Source organism: Desulfovibrio sp. Fe33, from assembly GCF_028532725.1.
Classification (GTDB): Bacteria; Desulfobacterota; Desulfovibrionia; order Desulfovibrionales; family Desulfovibrionaceae; genus Pseudodesulfovibrio.
Map to the genome: position 1 here is coordinate 44,234 of NZ_JAQKGU010000004.1, position 20,730 is coordinate 64,963.

Annotated in this window: 15 protein-coding genes, 1 tRNA gene and 1 pseudogene; 14 read left to right on the plus strand and 3 right to left on the minus strand. The window is 60.9% G+C overall.

What is annotated here, in order from left to right:
• Positions 1–294 precede the first annotated feature (294 nt).
• Positions 295–1,035: a hypothetical protein gene (locus PSN43_RS07165; protein WP_272700046.1), complete on the plus strand. Its 741-nt coding sequence runs from the start codon at positions 295–297 to the stop codon at positions 1,033–1,035.
• Between the two features lie 459 nt (positions 1,036–1,494).
• Here PSN43_RS07165 and PSN43_RS07170 read toward each other — a convergent pair whose 3' ends face one another.
• Together PSN43_RS07170 and PSN43_RS07175 are read right to left on the minus strand one after the other, a co-directional pair.
• Positions 1,495–2,445, minus strand: coding sequence for a YbgA family protein (locus tag PSN43_RS07170; RefSeq protein ID WP_272700047.1), 951 nt, complete (start codon positions 2,443–2,445; stop codon positions 1,495–1,497).
• A 127-nt stretch (positions 2,446–2,572) separates the two neighbouring features.
• Positions 2,573–2,842, minus strand: a complete 270-nt coding sequence (locus PSN43_RS07175) for a FeoA family protein (protein WP_272700048.1) — start codon at positions 2,840–2,842, stop codon at positions 2,573–2,575.
• Between the two features lie 311 nt (positions 2,843–3,153).
• On the opposite strand from PSN43_RS07175, the gene carB reads away from it, so the two are divergent.
• The 8 genes from carB to PSN43_RS07215 all read left to right on the plus strand — a co-directional run bounded on the left by carB (position 3,154) and on the right by PSN43_RS07215 (position 15,420).
• Entirely contained in the window at positions 3,154–6,387 is a 3,234-nt protein-coding gene (carB, locus tag PSN43_RS07180; RefSeq protein WP_272700049.1) for a carbamoyl-phosphate synthase large subunit, read from the plus strand.
• A gap of 26 nt (positions 6,388–6,413) precedes the next feature.
• Positions 6,414–7,826, plus strand: a complete 1,413-nt coding sequence (gene purF / locus PSN43_RS07185) for an amidophosphoribosyltransferase (RefSeq protein ID WP_272700050.1) — start codon at positions 6,414–6,416, stop codon at positions 7,824–7,826.
• A 127-nt stretch (positions 7,827–7,953) separates the two neighbouring features.
• Positions 7,954–8,967: a KpsF/GutQ family sugar-phosphate isomerase gene (locus PSN43_RS07190; RefSeq protein ID WP_272700051.1), complete on the plus strand. Its 1,014-nt coding sequence runs from the start codon at positions 7,954–7,956 to the stop codon at positions 8,965–8,967.
• Positions 8,967–9,530: a YkgJ family cysteine cluster protein gene (locus tag PSN43_RS07195; RefSeq protein ID WP_272700052.1), complete on the plus strand. Its 564-nt coding sequence runs from the start codon at positions 8,967–8,969 to the stop codon at positions 9,528–9,530. The genes PSN43_RS07190 and PSN43_RS07195 overlap by 1 nt, the downstream gene beginning before the upstream one ends.
• Positions 9,531–9,540: 10 nt before the next feature.
• Positions 9,541–11,889 (plus strand): penicillin-binding protein 1A, encoded by a 2,349-nt coding sequence (locus PSN43_RS07200; protein WP_272700053.1) that lies wholly within the window; start codon positions 9,541–9,543, stop codon positions 11,887–11,889.
• Between the two features lie 15 nt (positions 11,890–11,904).
• Positions 11,905–12,687: a PhzF family phenazine biosynthesis protein gene (locus PSN43_RS07205; protein WP_272700054.1), complete on the plus strand. Its 783-nt coding sequence runs from the start codon at positions 11,905–11,907 to the stop codon at positions 12,685–12,687.
• Positions 12,688–12,695: 8 nt separating this feature from the next.
• Entirely contained in the window at positions 12,696–13,034 is a 339-nt protein-coding gene (locus tag PSN43_RS07210) for a phenylpyruvate tautomerase MIF-related protein (RefSeq protein ID WP_272700055.1), read from the plus strand.
• A gap of 601 nt (positions 13,035–13,635) precedes the next feature.
• Entirely contained in the window at positions 13,636–15,420 is a 1,785-nt protein-coding gene (locus PSN43_RS07215; RefSeq protein WP_272700231.1) for a methyl-accepting chemotaxis protein, read from the plus strand.
• Positions 15,421–15,467: 47 nt separating this feature from the next.
• Here the strand turns inward: PSN43_RS07215 and PSN43_RS07220 are convergent, their stop codons facing one another.
• The gene (locus PSN43_RS07220) at positions 15,468–17,456 is read right to left on the minus strand and encodes a peptidase U32 family protein (RefSeq protein WP_272700056.1); all 1,989 of its coding nucleotides are present in this window, start codon (positions 17,454–17,456) and stop codon (positions 15,468–15,470) included.
• Positions 17,457–17,467: 11 nt separating this feature from the next.
• On the opposite strand from PSN43_RS07220, the gene PSN43_RS07225 reads away from it, so the two are divergent.
• From PSN43_RS07225 to PSN43_RS07240, 5 genes and pseudogenes are all read left to right on the plus strand, one after another.
• Positions 17,468–18,253, plus strand: coding sequence for an iron-sulfur cluster-binding protein (locus tag PSN43_RS07225; RefSeq protein ID WP_272700057.1), 786 nt, complete (start codon positions 17,468–17,470; stop codon positions 18,251–18,253).
• A gap of 9 nt (positions 18,254–18,262) precedes the next feature.
• Positions 18,263–19,180 (plus strand): dihydroorotate dehydrogenase, encoded by a 918-nt coding sequence (locus PSN43_RS07230; RefSeq protein ID WP_272700058.1) that lies wholly within the window; start codon positions 18,263–18,265, stop codon positions 19,178–19,180.
• A 61-nt stretch (positions 19,181–19,241) separates the two neighbouring features.
• Positions 19,242–19,333, plus strand: a tRNA-Ser gene (locus tag PSN43_RS07235).
• A gap of 147 nt (positions 19,334–19,480) precedes the next feature.
• Positions 19,481–19,558: pseudogene (locus tag PSN43_RS15980) on the plus strand (DUF6538 domain-containing protein); the annotation flags it as partial.
• A gap of 308 nt (positions 19,559–19,866) precedes the next feature.
• On the plus strand, positions 19,867–20,586 hold the full coding sequence (locus tag PSN43_RS07240; protein ID WP_272700059.1) for a transporter substrate-binding domain-containing protein: 720 nt from the start codon (positions 19,867–19,869) through the stop codon (positions 20,584–20,586).
• The last annotated feature ends 144 nt before the right edge of the window (positions 20,587–20,730 follow it).

Genomic DNA, 20,730 nt, shown 5'->3' on the forward strand with positions numbered 1-20,730 from the left:
GCGCCTTCGGCGCGGTTTTTTTTGTTTCGTGGCGTCCTGCCATGACAGCGGGGAGTGTGGGTGTATAGACCTATTTTGGGGGCGAACGATATGTTCGTCGTTTTGTATTCGGCCAATATCCACGCTGGAATTAATCCCGTTGAATTGCATCTTCCCTGTTTCTTCCTTTCGCATCAGCTTTTGGCAAAGTGTTTGCATTATAGCCTGTCAGGTATGTCCGAAGCGTCAAAAAACGGGCTGCCGAGGTGTTGTATGCGAGTTGAACCGAGGACGATTTCGCCCGGCTGGGGCGATATGGGAAAGCATTCGTTTGCGCACGGCGTTGTCCGTTTCGATCAGAGTTGGAGTCTGGACGAGGTGGAACGCGCGGTGAGCGAACGCGAGCTGTCCGCCCTGGCTTTTGAGGATGCCGCAATGTTCGCGGATCATGCGAAGGTCGTCGAGATGTGCCTGGACATGCGCGTGCGTGACTTGAACGTCCTCTGGAGCGCGCGGATGGACACCGTGCCCACGGACGGGCTGCTCAAGGCCATGCGCCTTGCGGGCTGTCAACGGCTCGACATGCGGCTTGACCCGGACGAGGCCGCGGAAGGTTTGTTCTGGGCCAGGCGTTACGGGTTCGATGTGTGCATCCGCAATCTGGACGGCACGTCCTACGCCGCCGAGAGGATCGCCTACACCGTGGAGGAACGTGAAGCCATCGCGGGCCGTCTCCCGGGGCTGCACGCGGCCCAGTTCGATCTGGCCGTGGCTTACTTCCGCGCCGGGCGGCTCGGCGACGTCATGCTGCCGCTGGGCAAGGCCATGACCCTGCGTTTCCCCATGAACGACCTGTGTCTGAATCTACTGGCCTGCCTGTCCGCTGCCAAACATTATCCGGATCAGGCCGCCGGGCTGCTGGATCAGGCCGGGTACGGCTGCCCGCATCCGGTGATCTTCCGCAATCGCGAACTGCTGCGGACGTGGCTGGCGGGCGGGGGCGATCTCAAGGGCGTGCGGCTACGGCTGGAGCCGGAGCATTCGGCGTTTTCATAGCGCGTACTATTTCGGAAGCAGGAAGCCCCCGCGACGATTGCCGCGGGGGCTTTTCTTATGAGACATAAATGCTTAACTCCCCCCTTTCATTCCACTCCCCCCGCAGAGCGGGAAAAAACGCGCCGAAGGCGGCATAAAGGGGATGCAAGGGTGCGAGCCCTTGCCCGCCGGAGGCGAAATCACCCGACATATTGCCGCGAAGCGGCTTTCAACGCCTGATTTCCCTCTCCAGGAAGTTCAAGGGAAAGCCTCCCCAAAAAAAAAGGACCTAAATATCCACCTCCCCGCTTTTGCTCCAAACCGCCGCAAAGCGAATAAAACCGCGCCGAAGGCGCATACAAGGGATGCAAGGGTGCGAGCCCTTGCCCGCCGGAGGCGAAATCATCCGACATATTGCCGCGAAGCGGCTTTCAACGCCTGATTTCCCTCTTCTGGGAGTTCAAGTAGTCGTTCCCTTTTTCATGCGTGATTGCGCAGCTTGAGGTCCAGCGGGTGGGGATTGAGGTAGTATTGGTCCCGCAGGTATTGAACATCGTACTTGCGTACAAAGTGGTTGAACAGTGTCACGGGCACGATGAGCGGGACGAGTTCGTTACGGTAGTTCTCGATGAGTTCCAGGCACTCCTGTTTTTCATCGGAGGAGAGCTGCTTCTTGAAGTAGCCGAGGATGTGCATGAGCACGTCGACATTTTTGCGCACCGTCGGCCTGAGGGCCATGGCCTGCGCCAGCCGGTCGTGGTAGCGGCTGAAGAGATCGTCCGGGCGTCCGTTCTCGGCCGCCATTTTACCCAGCTCGCGGTAGCCGGTCACGTCGTGAGACCGTATGAGCATCTTGTGGCGGGTGTGGAAGTCAATGAGTCCGCGCCGGGAAGTGGAGTTGTCCAGGAATTCCTGCCAACGCCGCTCCGTGAAAATGCGTTCGACGAAGTTGGCCCGCAGGCCCGCGTCGTGCAGTCGGCCGTCGTCCTCCACCGGAAGCAGGGGGAATCGCTTCATGACCATGGCGGCGAAGATTCCCACGCCTGCGTAACTGGCTGGCTGTCCGCCGGACTCGCGGTAGACCTTGACTCGGCCGATGCCGTTGGACGGGGATTTGGCCTTGAAGATGAATCCGCAAAGCCGGGCCTTTTCCAATTCGGGAAGGAAGGATTCGGCCCACGCGCGCATGGTGTCGGTCCAGTCCTTGCCGGTTTGCCGTCCCTTGAGGCGCGGGTTTTCCGGGTCGCCGACAAGGCGCACGGCTTCCCTCGGCACGCCCATGCCGCAGGCCGCTTCCGGGCACACCGGGACGAACTCCAGGTACTTGGCCAGAGACCCGGTGAGGTGCTCGGCCTTGGCCGCCGTCCCGTCGTATCGAACCTTGTGTCCGGCCAGGCAGGCGCTGATGCCGATTCTGATGTTGTCGGGCATGTGGTGGCTCCGGTTTTTTACCAGGCTAGCACCGGGCCGCAACGACGAACAAGTATAATCGGCAATGGGGCGGGGAAGCAAAAAGCCGCCCGTGCGGGCGGCCTTCGAGAAACGTCGGAGGGAAGGGTTAGGACGCCCGGGCGCGCGGGCCGGGACAGCAGGTGCATCGGGGCCCTTCATCCGAGGCGTCGAGCACTGCCAGGATTTTTGCGGCCAGGCCGCAACACAATACGACATCGGAGCCGCGCACGCGCACTCGGCACCCCTTGGAGCCGCCGCTCAGCACCGTCACCGGGCAGCCGGGCGTCATGCCCAGGGCGAGCATTCTGGAGCGCGCCTGACGGCCGCCGTCTATACCGGAAATACGTACTACCGAACCGGTCGGAAATTCTGTCAAAGGCTTTTGCATCGCTGAATTTTCCCTCAAATATCGCGTTGAGGTTGAGAATAAGTATCAACATTGGGCCTGTCAACGGGAATCTGCGTACTTTCAGACGTCCCTTGCAAACTTGTTCGGAATGCTTAGAATTGAAGATGGATTGTCCTCTTCCGTCTACGGTCGCGCCGATATAACCGTTGCGTTTCGGGGGATAACCTTATAATAAGGATTGCTTGTCCGGCAGGCGGCGGTGGTGCCTCGCCGGGCGGAGGGGGCGGGGCTGCGCGCTCCCCTCGAATACCGCCGTAACTTCAACTACTTCGAGCATAATGCCCAAACGCACAGATATTAAGAAGATCATGCTGATCGGGTCCGGCCCCATCGTCATCGGCCAGGCCTGCGAGTTCGATTACTCCGGTACCCAGGCCCTCAAGGCGCTTAAGGAGGAGGGGTACGAGGTGGTCCTGGTCAACTCCAACCCGGCCTCCATCATGACCGATCCGGAGCTGGCCGATGCCACCTATATCGAGCCCATTGAGCCCGAAACCGTTGCCCGAATCATCGAGAAAGAGCGTCCCGACGCTCTTTTGCCAACTTTGGGGGGGCAGACCGGGTTGAATACGGCCCTGGCCGTGGCCGATATGGGCGTGCTCGAAAAATACAACGTCGAGCTCATCGGCGCGAATATCGACGTCATCAACAAGGCGGAATCCCGTGAGGAATTTCGCGCCGCCATGAAGAACATCGGCCTGGGTATGCCCGAGAGCGGCATCTGCCGAAACATGAACGATGTCCGCGAGTGGGGCGAGAAAATCCCGTTCCCGATCATCGTCCGGCCCGCCTACACCCTGGGCGGCTCCGGCGGCGGCGTGGCCTACAACATGGAAGAGCTGGAGCAGATTTGCGCCAACGGCCTGGCCCTGTCCATGAAGCATGAGATCATGCTCGAACGCTCCATCCTCGGCTGGAAGGAGTACGAGCTGGAGGTCATGCGGGACAAGAAGGACAACTGCGTTATCATCTGCTCCATCGAGAACCTGGACCCCATGGGCGTGCACACCGGCGACTCGGTGACCGTGGCCCCGGCCCAGACCCTGACGGACGACGAGTATCAGCGGTTGCGCGACGCCTCCCTGGCGGTCATGCGCGAGATCGGCGTGGAGACCGGCGGGTCCAACGTCCAGTTCGCGATCAATCCCGAGGACGGCGAGCTGATCATCATCGAGATGAACCCGCGCGTGTCCCGTTCCTCCGCCCTGGCTTCCAAGGCCACCGGTTTCCCCATCGCCAAGATCGCGGCCAAGCTGGCCGTCGGCTATACCCTGGACGAGATTCCCAACGACATCACCCGCGAGACCATGGCCTCCTTCGAACCGGCCATCGACTACTGCGTGGTCAAGATTCCCAGGTTTACCTTCGAGAAGTTCCCCGGCACCGAGGATTATCTGACCACGGCCATGAAGTCCGTGGGCGAAACCATGGCCATCGGCCGGACCTTCAAGGAGGCGCTGCAAAAGGGGCTGCGCTCGCTTGAAACAGGCCATATCGGATTGGGCGACCGGTTCGATGAAGAGGACTTCGACAAGAACGAGATTTTGAAACTCCTGCGTCGTCCCAACTCCCAGCGCATCTACGCCCTGCGCGATGCTCTGTTGTGCGGCATGACCGAGGAGGAGCTGCACGAGGCCACCAAGATCGACCCGTGGTTCCTGCGTCAGTTCAGCGACATCATCGACATGGAGCGGGAGCTCATCAAGTTCGGCAAGCGCGAGGGCGTGACGGCGGAGGCCGACGGCATGGCCGCCATGCTCCGCAAGGCCAAGGAATACGGCTATTCCGATCCTCAACTGGCTGCCATGTGGCGGATCAGCGAGGATACGGTGCGCTCCTTGAGAAAGGAACTGGGCGTCCAGCCCACCTATTATCTGGTCGATACCTGCGCCGCCGAGTTCGAGGCCTATACTCCGTATTATTATTCCACCTACGAGACAGGACAGGAGAACGTCCGCGAGGACCGCAGGAAGATCATCATCCTGGGCGGCGGACCGAACCGCATCGGCCAGGGCATCGAATTCGACTACTGCTGCTGCCATTCCTCCTTCACGTTGAAGGAACTGGGCGTGGAGTCGATCATGGTCAACTCCAACCCTGAGACCGTCTCCACCGACTACGACACCTCGGACAAGCTCTACTTCGAGCCCCTGACCTTCGAGGACGTCATGAACATCGTCGAGTTCGAGAAGCCGGACGGGGTCATTGTCCAGTTCGGCGGCCAGACCCCGCTGAACCTCGCGCTTCGGCTGATGAATGCGGGCGTGCCGCTCATCGGCACGAGCCCGGACGCCATCGACCGCGCCGAGGACCGCGAGCGGTTCAAGCAGTTCCTGAACAAGCTGAATCTCAGGCAGCCGCCCAACGGAACGGCCATGTCCATGGTCGAGGCGCGCGAGATCGCGTCCAAGCTCGGTTTCCCCCTGGTTCTCCGCCCGTCCTACGTGCTCGGCGGCCGGGGCATGGACATCGTCTACTCCATGGACGAGTTCGATCACTATTTCCGTCATTCGGCCCTGGTCTCGCCGGAACATCCGACCCTCATCGACAAGTTCCTCGAATACGCCATTGAAGTTGACGTGGACGCCCTGGCCGACGGCGAGGATGTCTACATCGGCGGGGTCATGGAGCACATCGAGGAGGCGGGCATCCATTCGGGCGACTCCGCATCGGTGCTGCCGCCGTATTCCCTGTCCGCCGAGCTCATCCGCGAGATCGAGCGGCAGACCATCGCCATGGCCAAGGAGCTGGGCGTGGTCGGGCTGATGAACGTCCAGTTCGCCATCAAGGACCAGGAGGTCTACATCATCGAGGTCAACCCGCGCGCCTCGCGCACGGTGCCTTTCGTCTCCAAGGCCACGGGGGTTCCCCTGGCCAAGCTGGCCACCCGGGTCATGCTCGGCGAGAAGCTCAAGGACCTCAAACCCTGGACCATGCGCAAGAAGGGACACGTTTCGGTCAAGGAATCCGTGTTCCCGTTCAACCGCTTCCCCAACGTGGACGTGCTGCTCGGACCCGAGATGCGTTCCACCGGCGAAGTCATGGGCATTGATCCGAGTTTCGGCCTGGCCTACATGAAATCGCAACTGGGCGCGGGGCAAAAGCTGCCCACCTCGGGCACGGTCTTCATGTCCGTCAACGACTGGGACAAGGCCAAGATCGTGCTGGTGGCCAAGGACTTCGAGGCCATGGGCTTCAAGGTCGCCGCAACGGGCGGCACCGCCGACTTTTTGGCGAGCAAGGGCGTCAATGTGGAGAAGGTCCACAAGGTCCACGAAGGCCAGCGGCCTCACGTGATCGACCATATCAAGAACGGAGCCTTCGACCTGGTCATCAACACCCCCTCGGGCAAGAAGACCGTGGGCGACGCCAAGATGATCCGCCAGAATGCGTTGTTGTACGGTCTTCCCTACACCACCACGGTATCCGGGGCGCGTGCGGTGGTGCAGGCCATATGTGAATTGAGACAAACCGGGCTGCAAGTGAAGAGCCTGCAGGAATATTACGGCTAACCAGCCGGACACACGAGAGAGTCTTCATGAAGAAAGAGTATTGCGGTCTTTTCGGTATCTACGGAAACAAGGAGGCGGCGCGTATGACCTATTTCGGTCTTTACGCGTTGCAGCACCGCGGGCAGGAGTCCGCGGGCATCGTTACCTGGGACGGAGAAAAGATTCGCGAACAGAAGGGTATGGGGCTGGTTGCCGACGTATTCAACGAGCGGCATCTGAGCAAGGAACTCAAGGGTTCCATCGCCATGGGCCACATCCGCTACTCCACCACGGGCGCGTCGCTTATCCGCAACGCCCAGCCGTTTCTGGTCCGCCACGGCGACTTGCGCCTGGCCGTCGCCCATAACGGCAACCTGGTGAACACCTACGAGCTTCGTTCGGAACTGGAGGCCAGCGGGTCCATTTTCCAGACCACCATGGACACCGAGGTCTTCGCCCATCTCATCATCAAATATCTGCATCAGTCCGATTCCATAGAAGAAGCCGTCGGCAAGGCGTGCAACCGCGTGCGCGGCGCCTATTCCATGCTTATCATGGCCAACGACAAGATGATCGCGGTCAAGGACCCCAACGGGTTCAGGCCTCTGGTGCTGGGCCGGGTGGGAGACAAGTATGTTTTCGCCTCCGAAACCTGCGCCTTCGACCTGGTGGAGGCCGACTACCTGCGTCCCCTGGATCCCGGCGAGATGGTCGTGGTCCACAAGAACAAGCTGACGTCCCACAGGTTCGCCGAGCCTATCCGGTGCAGCAAGTGCATCTTCGAGCTCATTTACTTCGCCCGTCCCGACTCTCACATCTTCGGCGACGTGGTCTACGAGCGGCGCAAGGCCATGGGCACCATGCTGGCCAAGGAAGCCCCGGTGGACGCCGATTTCGTCATGCCGTTCCCCGATTCCGGCAACTACGCGGCCGTGGGCTACTCCCAGGAATCCGGCGTGCCTCTTGAGCTGGCCATGATCCGCAACCATTACGTGGGCCGGACCTTTATCCAGCCTTCCCAGGACATGCGGGACTTTTCCGTGCGGGTGAAGCTCAATCCGGTCAAGTCCATGATCCAGAACAAGCGCATCATCATAATCGAGGATTCCATCGTCCGCGGCACCACCATTCGCGCCCGGGTCAAGAAACTGCGCGAACTCGGCGCGCGGGAGATTCACCTTCGCGTGAGCTGCCCGCCCATCAAGTTCCCCTGTTTCTACGGCATCGACTTCTCTTCCAAGGGCGAGCTCATTGCGGCCAACCACGCGGTGGAAGACATCGCCCGCTTCATGGACCTCGATTCCCTGCACTACTTGACCATTCCCGGGCTGCTCGACTCCGTGACTCAGGACGAGTGGTGTCTGGCGTGCTTCGACGGCAACTATCCGGTTCCCCTGTCCGACAGGATGGGCAAGGATTGCCTGGAGGCGACCCCCGGCATCATCAAGGAATTCTGCTAGGCCGCGAATCATCAACGTCCGGTTTTTCCCGCTTGAGCGGGCGGCCGGGCCGCGGCGGCGCGAGGGCCGCCGGTTCGGGCATGGACGCGACCGCGTCCTGCCCGGTCCATATTCGGGAGAATACCGCATGGCATGTACATCCGAGCGCAAGGATTGGCTCGCCCTGGCCCGCGAGGTCCTGGACATCGAGGTCCAGGGTCTTGAGGCCGTGCGCGACCAGTTGAACGGGCCGTTCGTCGAAGCCCTTACCGCGATGGCGCAGTGCAAGGGGCGGGTCGTCATCACCGGACTGGGCAAGTCCGGGCTGGTGGGCCGCAAGATCGCGGCCACCCTGTCTTCCACCGGCACGCCTTCCTTCTTTCTTCATCCCGTGGAGGGAGCGCACGGCGACATGGGCATGATCCGGGGCGAGGACGTGGTCCTTGCCCTTTCCAACTCCGGCGCGACCGACGAGGTCAACGCCATTCTGCCCACCTTGAAATCCCTCGGCGCCAAGGTCATAGCCATGACCTCCAATCCGGCTTCGACCATGGCCGGACTGGCCGACATTCATATTCAGGTCCATGTGCCGCGTGAAGCCTGCCCCATGGGGCTGGCTCCGACCTCGTCGACCACCGCGCAATTGGCGGTGGGCGATGCGCTGGCCGTTTGCCTCATGGAGTGGAAATCCTTCGGCAAGGACGATTTCAAGCGGTTTCATCCCGGCGGATCGCTGGGACAGCGGCTGGCCACCTGCGTGGACCAGCTCATGCACACCGACGGCCTGCCCGTGGTTCTTGAAAACGCCGCCCTCAAGTCGGCCCTGTCCACCCTGAACGACGGCGGGCTCGGGCTGGTCGCAGTGGTCGACGAAGACAATTTCCTTCTGGGGGTGCTTACCGACGGCGACGTTCGCCGTATGGTTTGCGCCGGCGGCCTGAATATGGATCTGCCCGTGCATGACGTCATGACCAGATCCCCCCGGCGCGCCTCGGCCGGAGAATCCTCGGCCCGCGTTCTCGATCTCATGGAGCATAGCCAGATCACCGTCCTGCCCGTGGTCCGCGATGACGGACGGTTGGCGGGCATGGTCCACCTGCACGACCTGCTCGGCAAGGGCGAACTGACATTTTCCGATGGTCGCGCCGGGAGAGCCGATTGATGACCCGGGCGCAGGGCGGCGACTCGGACGTTTGCAGGAGGTGTTCCTTCCAAGGGCCGACCTGTTGCCGCATCTCTTCGGGCCAGGAGGAATTCTGTTTCCCCCTCTCGCAGATCGAGAAGGAGCGCATCCAGGAGCTGGTGCCGTATACCGGCGGCTTCGTCCTTTCTTCCAATTCCAAGGCTTTCATCGACTACGCCTGCCGTCTTTTCCCCGGCGAGGAGAGTCTCGTCAGGCAGCTTTTCCCCGAAGGCAAGGATCATTTTCGGCTGGCCGTGGATTCCATGGGCGCCTGCCGGTTTCTCGGCCCGCTGGGCTGCGAGATACCGATGGAGGCGCGCCCCTATTACTGCCGCCTTTTCCCTTTCTGGATGGCCGGGAAGACGGTTACATTTTTCGATATCCCCACCTGCCTCGCGCGGCGGGAAGGGGCCACTCTGGTCCGGATGCTCGACATCCTTGACACCAACAGGGCGACCGTGAAGGATTTGTACGGCCGCTTGCGTCTGGTCTGGGGATTGCCTCCGACCAAGGGCGCGAGCCCGGTCAAGAAAACCTTTTGATGGATAGAATATGAACAAATTCTTGAAAATATTTGGTATATTGTTTCTTGGATGTGCTGTGGCAGGTGTTTGCGCGGCCGTTGCGATTTATTTATGGGCGGCCAAGGATTTGCCCAGCTTCAAGAAAATAACGGACTATAAGCCGCCTTTGGTGACTACGGTCTACGCCCAGGACGACAAGGTGCTCGGCTATTTCTACAAGGAAAAGCGGTTCCTGGTCACTCTGGATCAGATGAGCGAATGGATTCCCAAGGCGTTTCTGGCCGCGGAGGACGCGTCCTTCTACGAGCACGACGGCGTCGATCTGACCGCCATCGTCCGCGCCTTCAAGGCCAACCTCATGGCCGGGCGCACCAAGCAGGGCGGTTCGACCATCACCCAGCAGGTCATCAAGCGGTTGCTGCTGACCTCCGAGCGCAGCTACAAGCGCAAGCTCAAGGAGGCCATCCTCGCTTTTCGTCTGGAGAACTACCTGACCAAGGAAGAGATTCTGACCATATATCTGAATCATATCTTCCTCGGTGCGCATTCCTACGGCGTGGAAGCCGCGTCCAGAACCTATTTCGCCAAGCACTCCAAGGACCTGACCATTGCCCAGGCGGCCTTGATCGCGGGTCTGCCCCAGGCCCCCACCCGGTACAATCCCTACCAGAGTTTCGAGCTGGCGAGGCAGCGTCAGGAGTACGTCCTCAGTCACATGCGCGGACTGGGGTGGATTACCGAGGAGCAGTACCAGGAGGCGCTCGCCGAACCGATCGAGCTCAAATCCATGGACGATCCGTCCTGGCAGGTAGGCGCGTATTATCTGGAAGAGGTCCGCCGTTGGCTCGTCGACCAGTACGGCGAGGACATGGTGTATAACGGCGGCCTGACCGTGACTACGCCGTGCAGCCTCAAGCACCAGGGTGCGGCGGAAAAAGCGCTTCGGCGCGGGCTTCTCGATTCCGCCCAGCGGCGGGGCTGGCTCGGTCCGGTGGGGCATTTCACCGAGGCCGACAAGCCCGGCGTCCTGGAGGAGGGCCCGCAGACCACCGACGGCATCATGGAGAAGGACCGCCTCATGAAGGCGTTCGTGACCGGTGTTTCCAGCAGCGAAGCCCGAGTCGAATTCGGCAAGTTCAAGGGAACCATTCCTCTCAAAGCCATGTGGTGGGTGCGCGAGCCCGATTTCAGGAAGAGCCATGAGGACGTGCCGAACCCCACCGACGCCCGCAAGATTTTGAAAAAGGGCGATGTGGTCTGGGTGACTGTGGACAGCGCCCCGGAAAAGGAAGACGGCACCTGGATTCTCGACCTTGAGCGCGAGCCCGAGGTCGAGGGCGCGCTTGTCTCCATCAAGCCCGGCACCGGCGAGGTCGTCGCCCTGGTGGGCGGGTATTCCTTTGCCAAAAGCCAGTTCAATCGGGCCACTCAGGCTCGGCGGCAGCCCGGTTCGGCCTTCAAGCCCGTCGTGTACTCGGCTGCGCTGGACAACGGCTACACCGCCGCGAGCATCGTCCTCGACGCGCCCATCGTGTACGCCAACGACGCCGAAGGCAAACTGTGGCGGCCCGAGAACTTCGAGGGCACCTTCGAAGGACCGACCCTGCTGCGCACCGCCCTGGTCAAGTCCAAGAACCTGTGCACCATCCGCGTGGCCCAGAAGCTCGGCATCCGGACTATTATCGAGCGAGCCGAGGCCATGGGCCTTGAGTCGGATTTCCCGCACGACCTGTCCGTGTCCCTGGGGTCCGCCGTGGTCACGCCCATGAATCTCTGTGAGGCGTACACCACTTTTGCGCGTGGCGGTTCTTACATCAAGCCGCGCACGGTTCTGTCCGTCAAGTCCGCCTGGGGCGATGAGCTTTATGCCTCCAAGCCGGAGGCCGTGGACGCCATGAGCCCGCAGACGGCCTACATCATGTCCACCCTCATGAAGCAGGTAGTGCAGAACGGAACCGGCTGGCGCGCCAAGGTGTTGAAGCGGCCCGTCGCAGGCAAGACCGGCACTTCCAACATGGAGCAGGACGCCTGGTTCATGGGCTTTGCTCCGTATCTGCTGACCGGCGTGTACGTGGGCTTCGACGAGTTGACTCCCATGGGCAAGTGGGAGACCGGCTCGCGCGCGGCCAGCCCCATCTGGGTGGATTACCGCAAGCACGTGGAGGAAGATTATCCCTACGAGGACTTCACTCAGCCGCCAGGAATCGTTATGGTCAAAGTTGACGGCAAAACCGGCAAACTGGCCTCGCCGTCGTCGACCGAAGAGTATTTCTTGCCGTTCAAGGTCGGGTCCGAACCAACGGAAACGTCCAGTTCCTACGGCGAAAACGGGGAGGCTCCGGCTTCGGCGGACGATTTGTTCAAGCAAACCTTCTAGGTGTTGGGGGAAGGCATGAAACTCGATCTTTACCAGGTGGACGCGTTCGCGGACGAGGTTTTCTCAGGAAATCCGGCGGCGGTGGTTCCGCTCTACGAGTGGCTATCCGACGACCTCATGCGCAAGATCGCCCTGGAGAACAACCTGCCCGAAACCGCCTTTTTCGTTCGAAAGGGCGAGTATTTCGAGTTGCGTTGGTTCACCCCGGAGATAGAGATCGACTTGTGCGGCCACGCCACCCTGGCCAGCGCCCACGTCATCTATCGGCACCTGGATTATTCCGATCCGGCCGTGGTCTTCCAGACCAAGAGCGGTAGGCTCTTCGTGGACCACGAGGACAACTACTATTCCATGGACTTTCCGGCCTGGTCCTGTTCCCGAATTCAAGTCACCGAGAGGGTGACCAAGGCCTTGGGGGCGAGGCCCGTCGAGCTGTACATGGGCCGCCGTGACATGATGGCCGTGTTCGAGACCGAGGAGGACATCCGGGCGCTTGCTCCCGACTTCCGCCTGGTTTCGGCGCTGGACGGCCTTTGTCTTATTTGTACCGCTCCCGGTCTGGACCACGATTTCGTGTCCCGCGTATTCGTTTCGGAAGAGAGCATCCCGGAAGACCCGGTTACCGGCTCGGCCCATTGCACCCTGGTTCCGTACTGGGCCGACCGCCTCGGAAAATCGGAGTTCCACGCCTTTCAGGCTTCTGCGAGGGGCGGCTCGCTCCATTGCGAATATCTCGGCGACCGCGTCAAGATCGCAGGTAGAGCCGTGACCTACATGACCGGAACCATTTACCTCTAGGAGAGGCCATGCCGTTCATCAAGGTGGAAACCAACGTTGCTGTTTCCGATGAGAACGCCTGCCTCAAGGCGATCTCAGCCCTGGCTGCGGACATCCTCGGCAAGCCCGAGTCCTACGTCCTGGCCGTGCTCGAACCGGCAAAACGCCTCCTCTTCGGCGGCACCCCGGAACCAGCCGCATTCGTCACCCTCGACTCCATAGGACTTCCCGAGGCACGCACCCCGGAACTTTCCGCCGCCGTCTGCGGCTTTTTGAACAGGGAACTCGCCATCCCGTCCAATCGGGTCTACATCGCCTTCGGCAACATCGAACGCAACCTGTTCGGCTGGGACGGGCGGACGTTCTGAGCCTTCCGATTTCCCGCTCCCCGGGAGTTTCCAGGATTTCCTGAGGAGGCGATGGACCTTCTGTCCTATGCTTCCGTGTCGGGTTGCGCCGAACCCCTTTTCTGATTTCCTTCCGGTTTTTCTCGCCCCCATCTCCTTTTCTTTACAAGTTCGCCAGGTTCCGTATTTTTGTTTTCGTATTGCGCCTTTCCCATGGTGGGAGCAAATCCCGCAAGCCTGTGGGCCGTTGCTGTCGTGGGGAACAGAGGGGTCAAGCAAATCACGCAAACAGATTTTGCGTAGGTTTGCGAGATGCTAAGCTTGAAATAATTGAATATATTTGTGCATGTCTTTTGCAATCCGGCACCCATTTCACTTTGCCATTCAAAAGGGGGTTGTCGTGAGCATCAAGAGCAAACTTATTCTGATCTTCGTTTCCGTTTTGTCTGGATTGGCCGGAATCTTTGTTGTGAACTATGTCGGGGGCCAATACGTGATTGAGGCCAGGAAGCTGGCTACTCTGGCCAATGAAGGAAATGCGCTGTTTCTTCAGGCAAGACGGCACGAAAAGAATTTTTTGTTGCGCAAAGACGAGCAATATACGCGCAAGGCTTTGGAAAATGTGGATAAGGCCGGAGCCGTTCTGGAGGAAATAGCCCGGATCAACCCCGGACTTGCCGACAACTGCGGGAATGCGTTGACCGTTCTTCAGCAGTACAGGGGAGCGTTGATCGGGGTCAATGATCTCTACGTGGCCATGGGGTTGACCATGAAAGAGGGACTGCGTTGGGAGTTCATCGAGGCGGCCCGCAATCTTGAGGCCGAGTTCGGAAAGGGGGAGATGGCGGCGGATTTGGTAATCAAGCTGCTCCAGATGCGGCGGCAGGAAAAAAATTACATCATTCGTGGCGGCGAGATGTATGTGGATCGCGTGACCGAAGGAGCGAAGGCGTTGGGCGGGATGCTTTCCGCCCTCTATCCCCCGGAGGAAGCGGCAGGGCGGATGAAGGCCCTCCAGGCGTATCTCGACGCTTTCGGCAAATATGTGGACAATGAAAAGAGCATCGCCGCCATAACCGCCGGACTCATTGAGGCGGCGCGCGCCCTGGAGCCGATCTATGGAGAGATCGCGGACAGCAGTGTGGCTCAGTCGCAGCATGACGCCCGGATGATCGACTACTACGTGGTCGGCGTGGAACTGGCCGTGGGCGTCGCCATTCTTATCCTTCTCCTGTGGGTCATGCGATCGATCAATCAGCCCCTGATGCGGCTCAACGCTTTCGCCGGGGCTGTGTCGCGCGGCGACCTCGACGCTGAGCCGAAGGGTAAATTCGCCGCCGAACTCGGAGAACTGAAGGATGTGCTGGTCGAGATGGTCGCACATCTGCGCTCCGCCATCGGGGAAGCCCGCGATATGGAGCGTGACGCGCGCAGTCAGGCGGAAGCGGCCGACCAGGCGCGTGACGAGGCCGTGGGCCAGCAGGAGCGCGTTCAGGCCTTGCTGGTGCGCATGAATGAGGCGGCTGGCCGGGCGGGCGAAGTGTCCCGGGAGTTGACGACGGTGTCTCTCGACCTCAAGGAGCGCACCGGGGAGATAGCCCGGAGCGCGGTCCTTCAGCAGGAGCGTATGGCCGAGTCCGCAACGGCCATGGAAGAGATGAACGTCACGGTCAGCGAGGTGGCCCGGAACGTCGGCGACGCTTCGGCCATGGCGGGCGATGCCAGTAATGAGGCGAGCATGGGCATCGAAGTGGTGCAGCGGACCGAACGGTCAATGTCTGCCGTGGCCGGAACGGTTTCCGTGCTCCGGGAAGGAGTGGCCAGGCTCGGTGCAGATACGGAGTCCATAGGGCAGGTCATCAGCGTTATCAACGAGATTGCGGACCAGACCAATCTGCTCGCTTTGAACGCGGCCATTGAGGCCGCCCGCGCGGGCGAGGCGGGCAAAGGCTTCGCCGTGGTCGCCGATGAAGTACGCAAGCTCGCCGAGAAGACCATGGTCGCCACCAAGGAAGTGGAGACGCGCATCACGGCCATCCAGGACGCGACGAATCGCAATATCAACGATGTGAAGGAAACGCTGTCCCATGTGGCCGAGGCCAACGGCGAGGTCGAGAATTCCGTGGGGGCATTCCGCAACATTCAGGAGTTTTCGGTCAATGTGGCCGAGCGGGTCGAAGGCATCGCCATCGCCGCCCGCCAGCAGTCCGTCGCCACCGAGCAGATCAGCGGCGCGGTGCTGGAGGTGAGCAGGCTGGCTTCCGGCACCGCCGAGGCCGTGCAGGATTCGGCCTCCGTCATTGCGAAATTGGCGTCCCTGGCCGAAACCATACAGGCGATCATCGGGCATCTGGGCGTTGAAAATCGAAACACCGGGAATGAGCCTGCCCAAGCGGTGAGCCGTTAAGCAGGGAACCCGCCTCTGCCGAAGCAGGGGCGGGTTCCTTTTTCTTTCTATAGCAGCTTCAGCCGCCAGTTGAATTCGCTGGTGCGGTTGGGGCGCGGGACGTTGCGCGGCCATGGTTCGAGCATGGTCACGAAGGTCTTGAAGCCGAGCTTCTCAAGGGTACGGGTTTCCTTGGTCAGGTCCAGTTCCCAGCCGGGGAAGATCCAGTTGTTCTGCCCGTATTTGCGGACGAAGGCGACTTCGTGCATGGGCGATTTGACGGCTTCGTCAAAGGGCACCGTGTCCGCCAGGAAGCGGGAGATGCCGAAGGGCCACATGCCTTTGACGACAAAGCCGAGCGGCAGGGGCGGGTTCTGGGCGAGCGCCTGGAGATCCTCAAGGGGAAGCTCCGGGCTGATGATGGCCCCGGAGAACCCGAGGTCGCGCAGGACGTCCAGGGCGAACTTGTTGGCGATGTTGCAGAACGGCCCGGCGATGATGGTGACGTTCTTGCGGTCTTCGAAATAGGCCGCCTGCCAGGGGGCGTTCAGTACGAACTCCCGCACGCCTTTGCGCACGGCCTCCTTGATGACGGAACGGTATTTCTTGTCCTCGTCGGGCCAGATGACCGGAGGCAGCCACCATTGCGCGCGGCTGGCGATTTTGGACGGCACCTTGCCGACGATGGAGCGTTCGAGCCAGTAGGCGGCGCGGTCCCATATCTTGCCCTTGGACGGCTGACGATACAGGGTCACGGCTTCGGACCGCGTCCTGGTCCGGCTGCGCGGGGCGGCCTTGGGCCAAGTCGGCGTGAAGGTGGATTCCTTGGGCTCCGGCGCCGGGAAGAAATCGAGTTCCTTCTCCAGTTCCTTTATCCGCTTCATGAGTTCCGGTTCGCGTCGGTCCACCAGAAAGACTTTGGTTCCAGTCGGCAGGGCTGGGCCGGTGTGCTGCTTGGAAAAGGGAATGTCCATGCGTCCGCGTTTGGGTACGCGGCGGCGGATGGGAATGGTCCTGTGGCCGGGCTGGTCCTCATAGCCCACGCGTACGAGATCGCCCGTCTCAAGCTGCTCGCGCGGCTCGAAAAAGAGTTTTTTCTGATCGCGCTTGATTTCGCCGATAAGCCGTCCGGAGCTGGTTTCCTCCTTGGGCTGGACGGGCTGGAACGGACGCTGGGGGAGGAACAGGGCGTGGCTGGATGGCCTGCCCAGGGCCTGGTCGAGCAGCTCCATGGCCGTCTTCTTGGCCTGGCCGTCCTGGGGATTGTCCCGCAGCATCTGGTATGCCTTGACCGTGTAGTAGACGTAGTGCGGCCCCTTTTTGCGGCCTTCGATTTTCCAGGCGGTCACGCGGTTCATGGAGAGCAGCGGCTTGGTCAGGACGTCCAGGGAGAGGTCCGAGCAGGAAAAGAGCCGTTCGGGCTTGTCCTTGCCCTGCGTGTACAGGCGGCGGCAGGGTTGCACGCAACGGCCGCGCAGGCCCGATTTGCCGCCCAGGTAGCTGGACCAGTAGCAGCGGCCCGACACGCAGTGGCACAATGCGCCGTGAACGAAAATTTCCAGGTCAAGGTCTTTGGGGCACGCCTCGGCCATGAGCTTGACCTCGTCCAGGTTCAGCTCGCGGGGAAGCACCACGCGGTTCGCGCCCAATTTCTTGGCTATCTCCAGCCCTGCCGGGTGGGTGACGTTGGCCAGGGTGGACAGGTGCAGCTCGCCGGTGAAACCGGCCTGGCGGGCCAGGGTGAGCATGGCCAGATCCTGGACGATCAGGGCGAAGGGCTTGACGTTTTTTTGCAGCCGATCGATGAGGCGTCCTGCTGATTCCACATCCTGGGGCTTGACCAGGGTGTTCATGGCAACGTAGGTCTTGGTTCCGCGATCGCGGCCCAGGCTTGCCAGCCTCGCCAGCTCGCTGATAGAGAAGTTCTGGGCCTGCATACGGGCCGAGAAGTGTTTCAAACCCACGTAGACCGCGTCCGCCCCGGCTGCGACGGCCGCCAGAAAGGCGTTTCCGTCCCCGGCGGGGGCCATTATTTCTGGAATATGTTTATTGCTCATAAGGTATCTGTATGTCCTTGAGGAATTGCCGCACTGTCAAGGTATTGAATGTTTCCCCGATCGGTCAATCAAAAACGGCCGGCGAGTTCTTCGAGTTGACGCTCGAACGTCCGGACTGGGGCGGATGGAAACCCGGCCAGTTCGTCATGATCCGGCCGACAGCCTGGGATCTCGACATGGTCTGGGGCAGGCCTTTTTCCATCTGCTCCGGGGACGATGCGTCCGTGACCCTGTTCATTCAGGCCGTCGGACGGGGAACTCGGCGCATCGCGGCGCTTGAACCCGGCGACAAGGTGTCCATGTGGGGACCGCTCGGCAACTCTTTTGCCGTCGAGCCGGACACGCCGACCCTGTTGCTTGCCGGGGGCATCGGCATCGCACCTTTTCGCGGATATGTCGAGCAACATCCGCACCCCGAGAATCTGTCCCTCTTTCTGGCGCATCGGCTGCCGCTCGATTGCTACCCCTTTGAGCTGATGTCCCGGACCGTTCCCAGCCGCTGTATGCTGGAAGCCAAACCCTCGGACCTGGACTGCATAATCGAGACCATGCGCGGCCTGATCGAGGAGTTTGCCGGGAAAGGCGGGCTGGTCCTGTCCTGCGGTCCGACGCCGTTCATGCGCACGGTGCAGCGGTTCGCCAAGGAGTACGGGGCCAGGGCGCAGGTGTCGCTGGAAAACCGCATGGCCTGCGGCGTGGGCGCGTGCCTGGGGTGCGTGATCAAGGACGGCGAAGGCCATCATGTTCAGGTATGCACGCGCGGCCCGGTGTTTTGGGCCGACCAGGTGGAGATTTAGGAGGCCGCCATGGATATGCAAGTCAATTTCGGCGGTCTTTCTCTCAAGAATCCGGTCATGACCGCATCCGGAACCTTCGGCTTCGGCCTTGAATTCGCGCCCTACGGCGATCTTACCCGCCTCGGCGGCATTGTCGCCAAGGGGCTGTCGCTCAAGCCGCGCGAGGGCAATCCCATGCCGCGCATCGCAGAGACGCCGTGCGGTATGCTCAACGCCATCGGCATCCAGAATCCCGGCGTCGAGCACTTCGTCACCAAGGCCCTGCCCATGCTTCCCTGGAAGGATGTGGCCGTGATCGCCAACCTGTATGCCTGCGACGCCACGGAGTTCGGCGAATTGGCGGGGGTGCTGGCCGGCGAGGAGGGCGTGGCCGCGCTGGAGGTCAACGTCTCCTGCCCCAACGTGAAAGAGGGCGGCATCGCCTTTGGCCAGGACCCTGTCCAGATCGGCAGAGTTACCGAGGCGGTCAAGAAGAAGGCGGGCGACAAGCACGTTATGGTCAAGCTTTCGCCCAATGTCACCGACATCGCGGTCTGCGCAAGGGCTGCGGCCGAGGGCGGAGCGGACTCCCTGTCGCTTATCAATACCCTCTCCGGGATGGCCGTGGATATTCGGAACAGGAAGCCGCGCATCGCCAACGTCATCGCCGGGCTGTCCGGCCCCGCCATCAAGCCCGTTGCCTTGCGTTGCGTACACCAGGTCGTACATGCCGTTGATATTCCGGTGGTCGGCATCGGCGGCATCGCCTCGGCCGAGGACGCCCTGGAGTTCATCCTGGTGGGCGCTCAGGCCGTGCAGGTGGGAACCGCCAATTTCCTGCGCCCGGATTTTGCCTTCGGCCTGGCCGACGAGATGGAATCCCTGCTCTCGGAGCTCGGCGCGGCGAGTTTGGACGAGTTTCGCGGTAGTCTGCAACTGCCGATTTAAAAAGGTTAAATTTTTTACTTGCCAAGCTCCGTCAGATTAGTTAGTTACTGCCTCTCGACGCGGAGAGGTGTCCGAGTCCGGCTTAAGGAGCACGCCTGGAAAGCGTGTGCTGGGGAAACTCAGCCGGAGGTTCAAATCCTCTCCTCTCCGCCACTTAGAGAATATGCCCCCTGAATTTTCAGGGGGTTTTTCTTTTGTAGCCCGCTACATCCCCATTTTCATCCATGCGGTAGTCAAAGTAGCCTCAAAACATGAGGCGAGGACGGCTGCCCGTGCATAAATTTTCAACTCCAAGTTTTTTTGCGGCAGGGTTCCATTTGGCATTTCCGCATGGGAGTACCTAAGGACCTGCGCTCTGTTTATGGGAAAATTGAAATCCGTTGTTCGCTGAATGGCCTGCACCCAAAAAATGGCCCATATCGAATGTTGGTAGTATGGGCCGTGAAGGAGGCAGGGCACTGCAAGGAGGGAGGGTCATCTTTTGAGGCAGGATATAATACTGTTGGTTCGCAGTGGAGCGTGTGGTACGGTTTGATTCCATCCTGTCCGTATTTCGATCGGCGGGGTGAAAACGGTCCTGGGGGACGCCGATGGGGCGGAAATTGTTTTGTTGTTTGTTGGCGTATTGCGTTTGGACGCTTGCCGCGGCTTGTCCGGCGCAGGCGGAGGAGTCCATTCGTTGCGGCATGGCCCGGGAGCATCCGCCCTACCAGTTCCTGGACGGCGAAGGGGAGCCATGGGGGCTGGATGTGGAGGTGGCCCGGCTTGTCTTTTCCAGACTTGGGCGAGAGGTCGCCTTTGTTGCCGGGGATTGGGGCGACACCTTGGCCGGTTTGCGTCTTGGGAAAATGGACTGCGTGACCGGCGTTGAGATTTATCGAAATCATGGGCGCGGCAACTTCAGCTTCACCTCGCCTTACTACAATAGAAAAGCCGTTATTTTCGTCCATCAGGGCGACCCCGATATTTTCGAGGCCGCCGATCTCGTATCCAAGGTGGTCGCCGGGGACCGGTCCTCCTATGTCGAGCAATACCTGTATCTCCGGGGGTTGCTCAAGTCCATCCGCATAGTCAAGACCAAGGGCATCGACCAGTCCATGCAATTGCTTGCCGAGGGCAGAGTGGTGGCGGTCATTGCGCCCATGGCCGTCGGGTTGCTTCTGGCCGAGCGGCATGGCGTTTCCGTCAGGATCATGGACGTGGGCGACCCGGGGTCGCCCGTGGGTTTTGCCGTGGAAAAAGGCGATGAGGACTTGCGTCTACGGTTGGAGGAGGCTCTTGAGGCGTTGAAGCGCGAGGGGGCGTTGAAGTCGGTGTTGGCCCGCTGGGGGGCGCTGAGTTCGTCGTCGTCCCGTCGTCTGCCAGCCCCCTGCCTGGCTGGCCCTGTCTCTGGGCCTGCCGATTGATGGGAGTCCCCTTGTTCCGTTCTGTGGGGTCGCCTTTCGTTTCCCCGGTCCGTCCACAAAGCGTCGGGTATCATTTTTTGCTGTATTGGCCCGAATTGCGTGTAACTATAATCGACTGTCGTCAATTGCCGGGGTATGTATCTT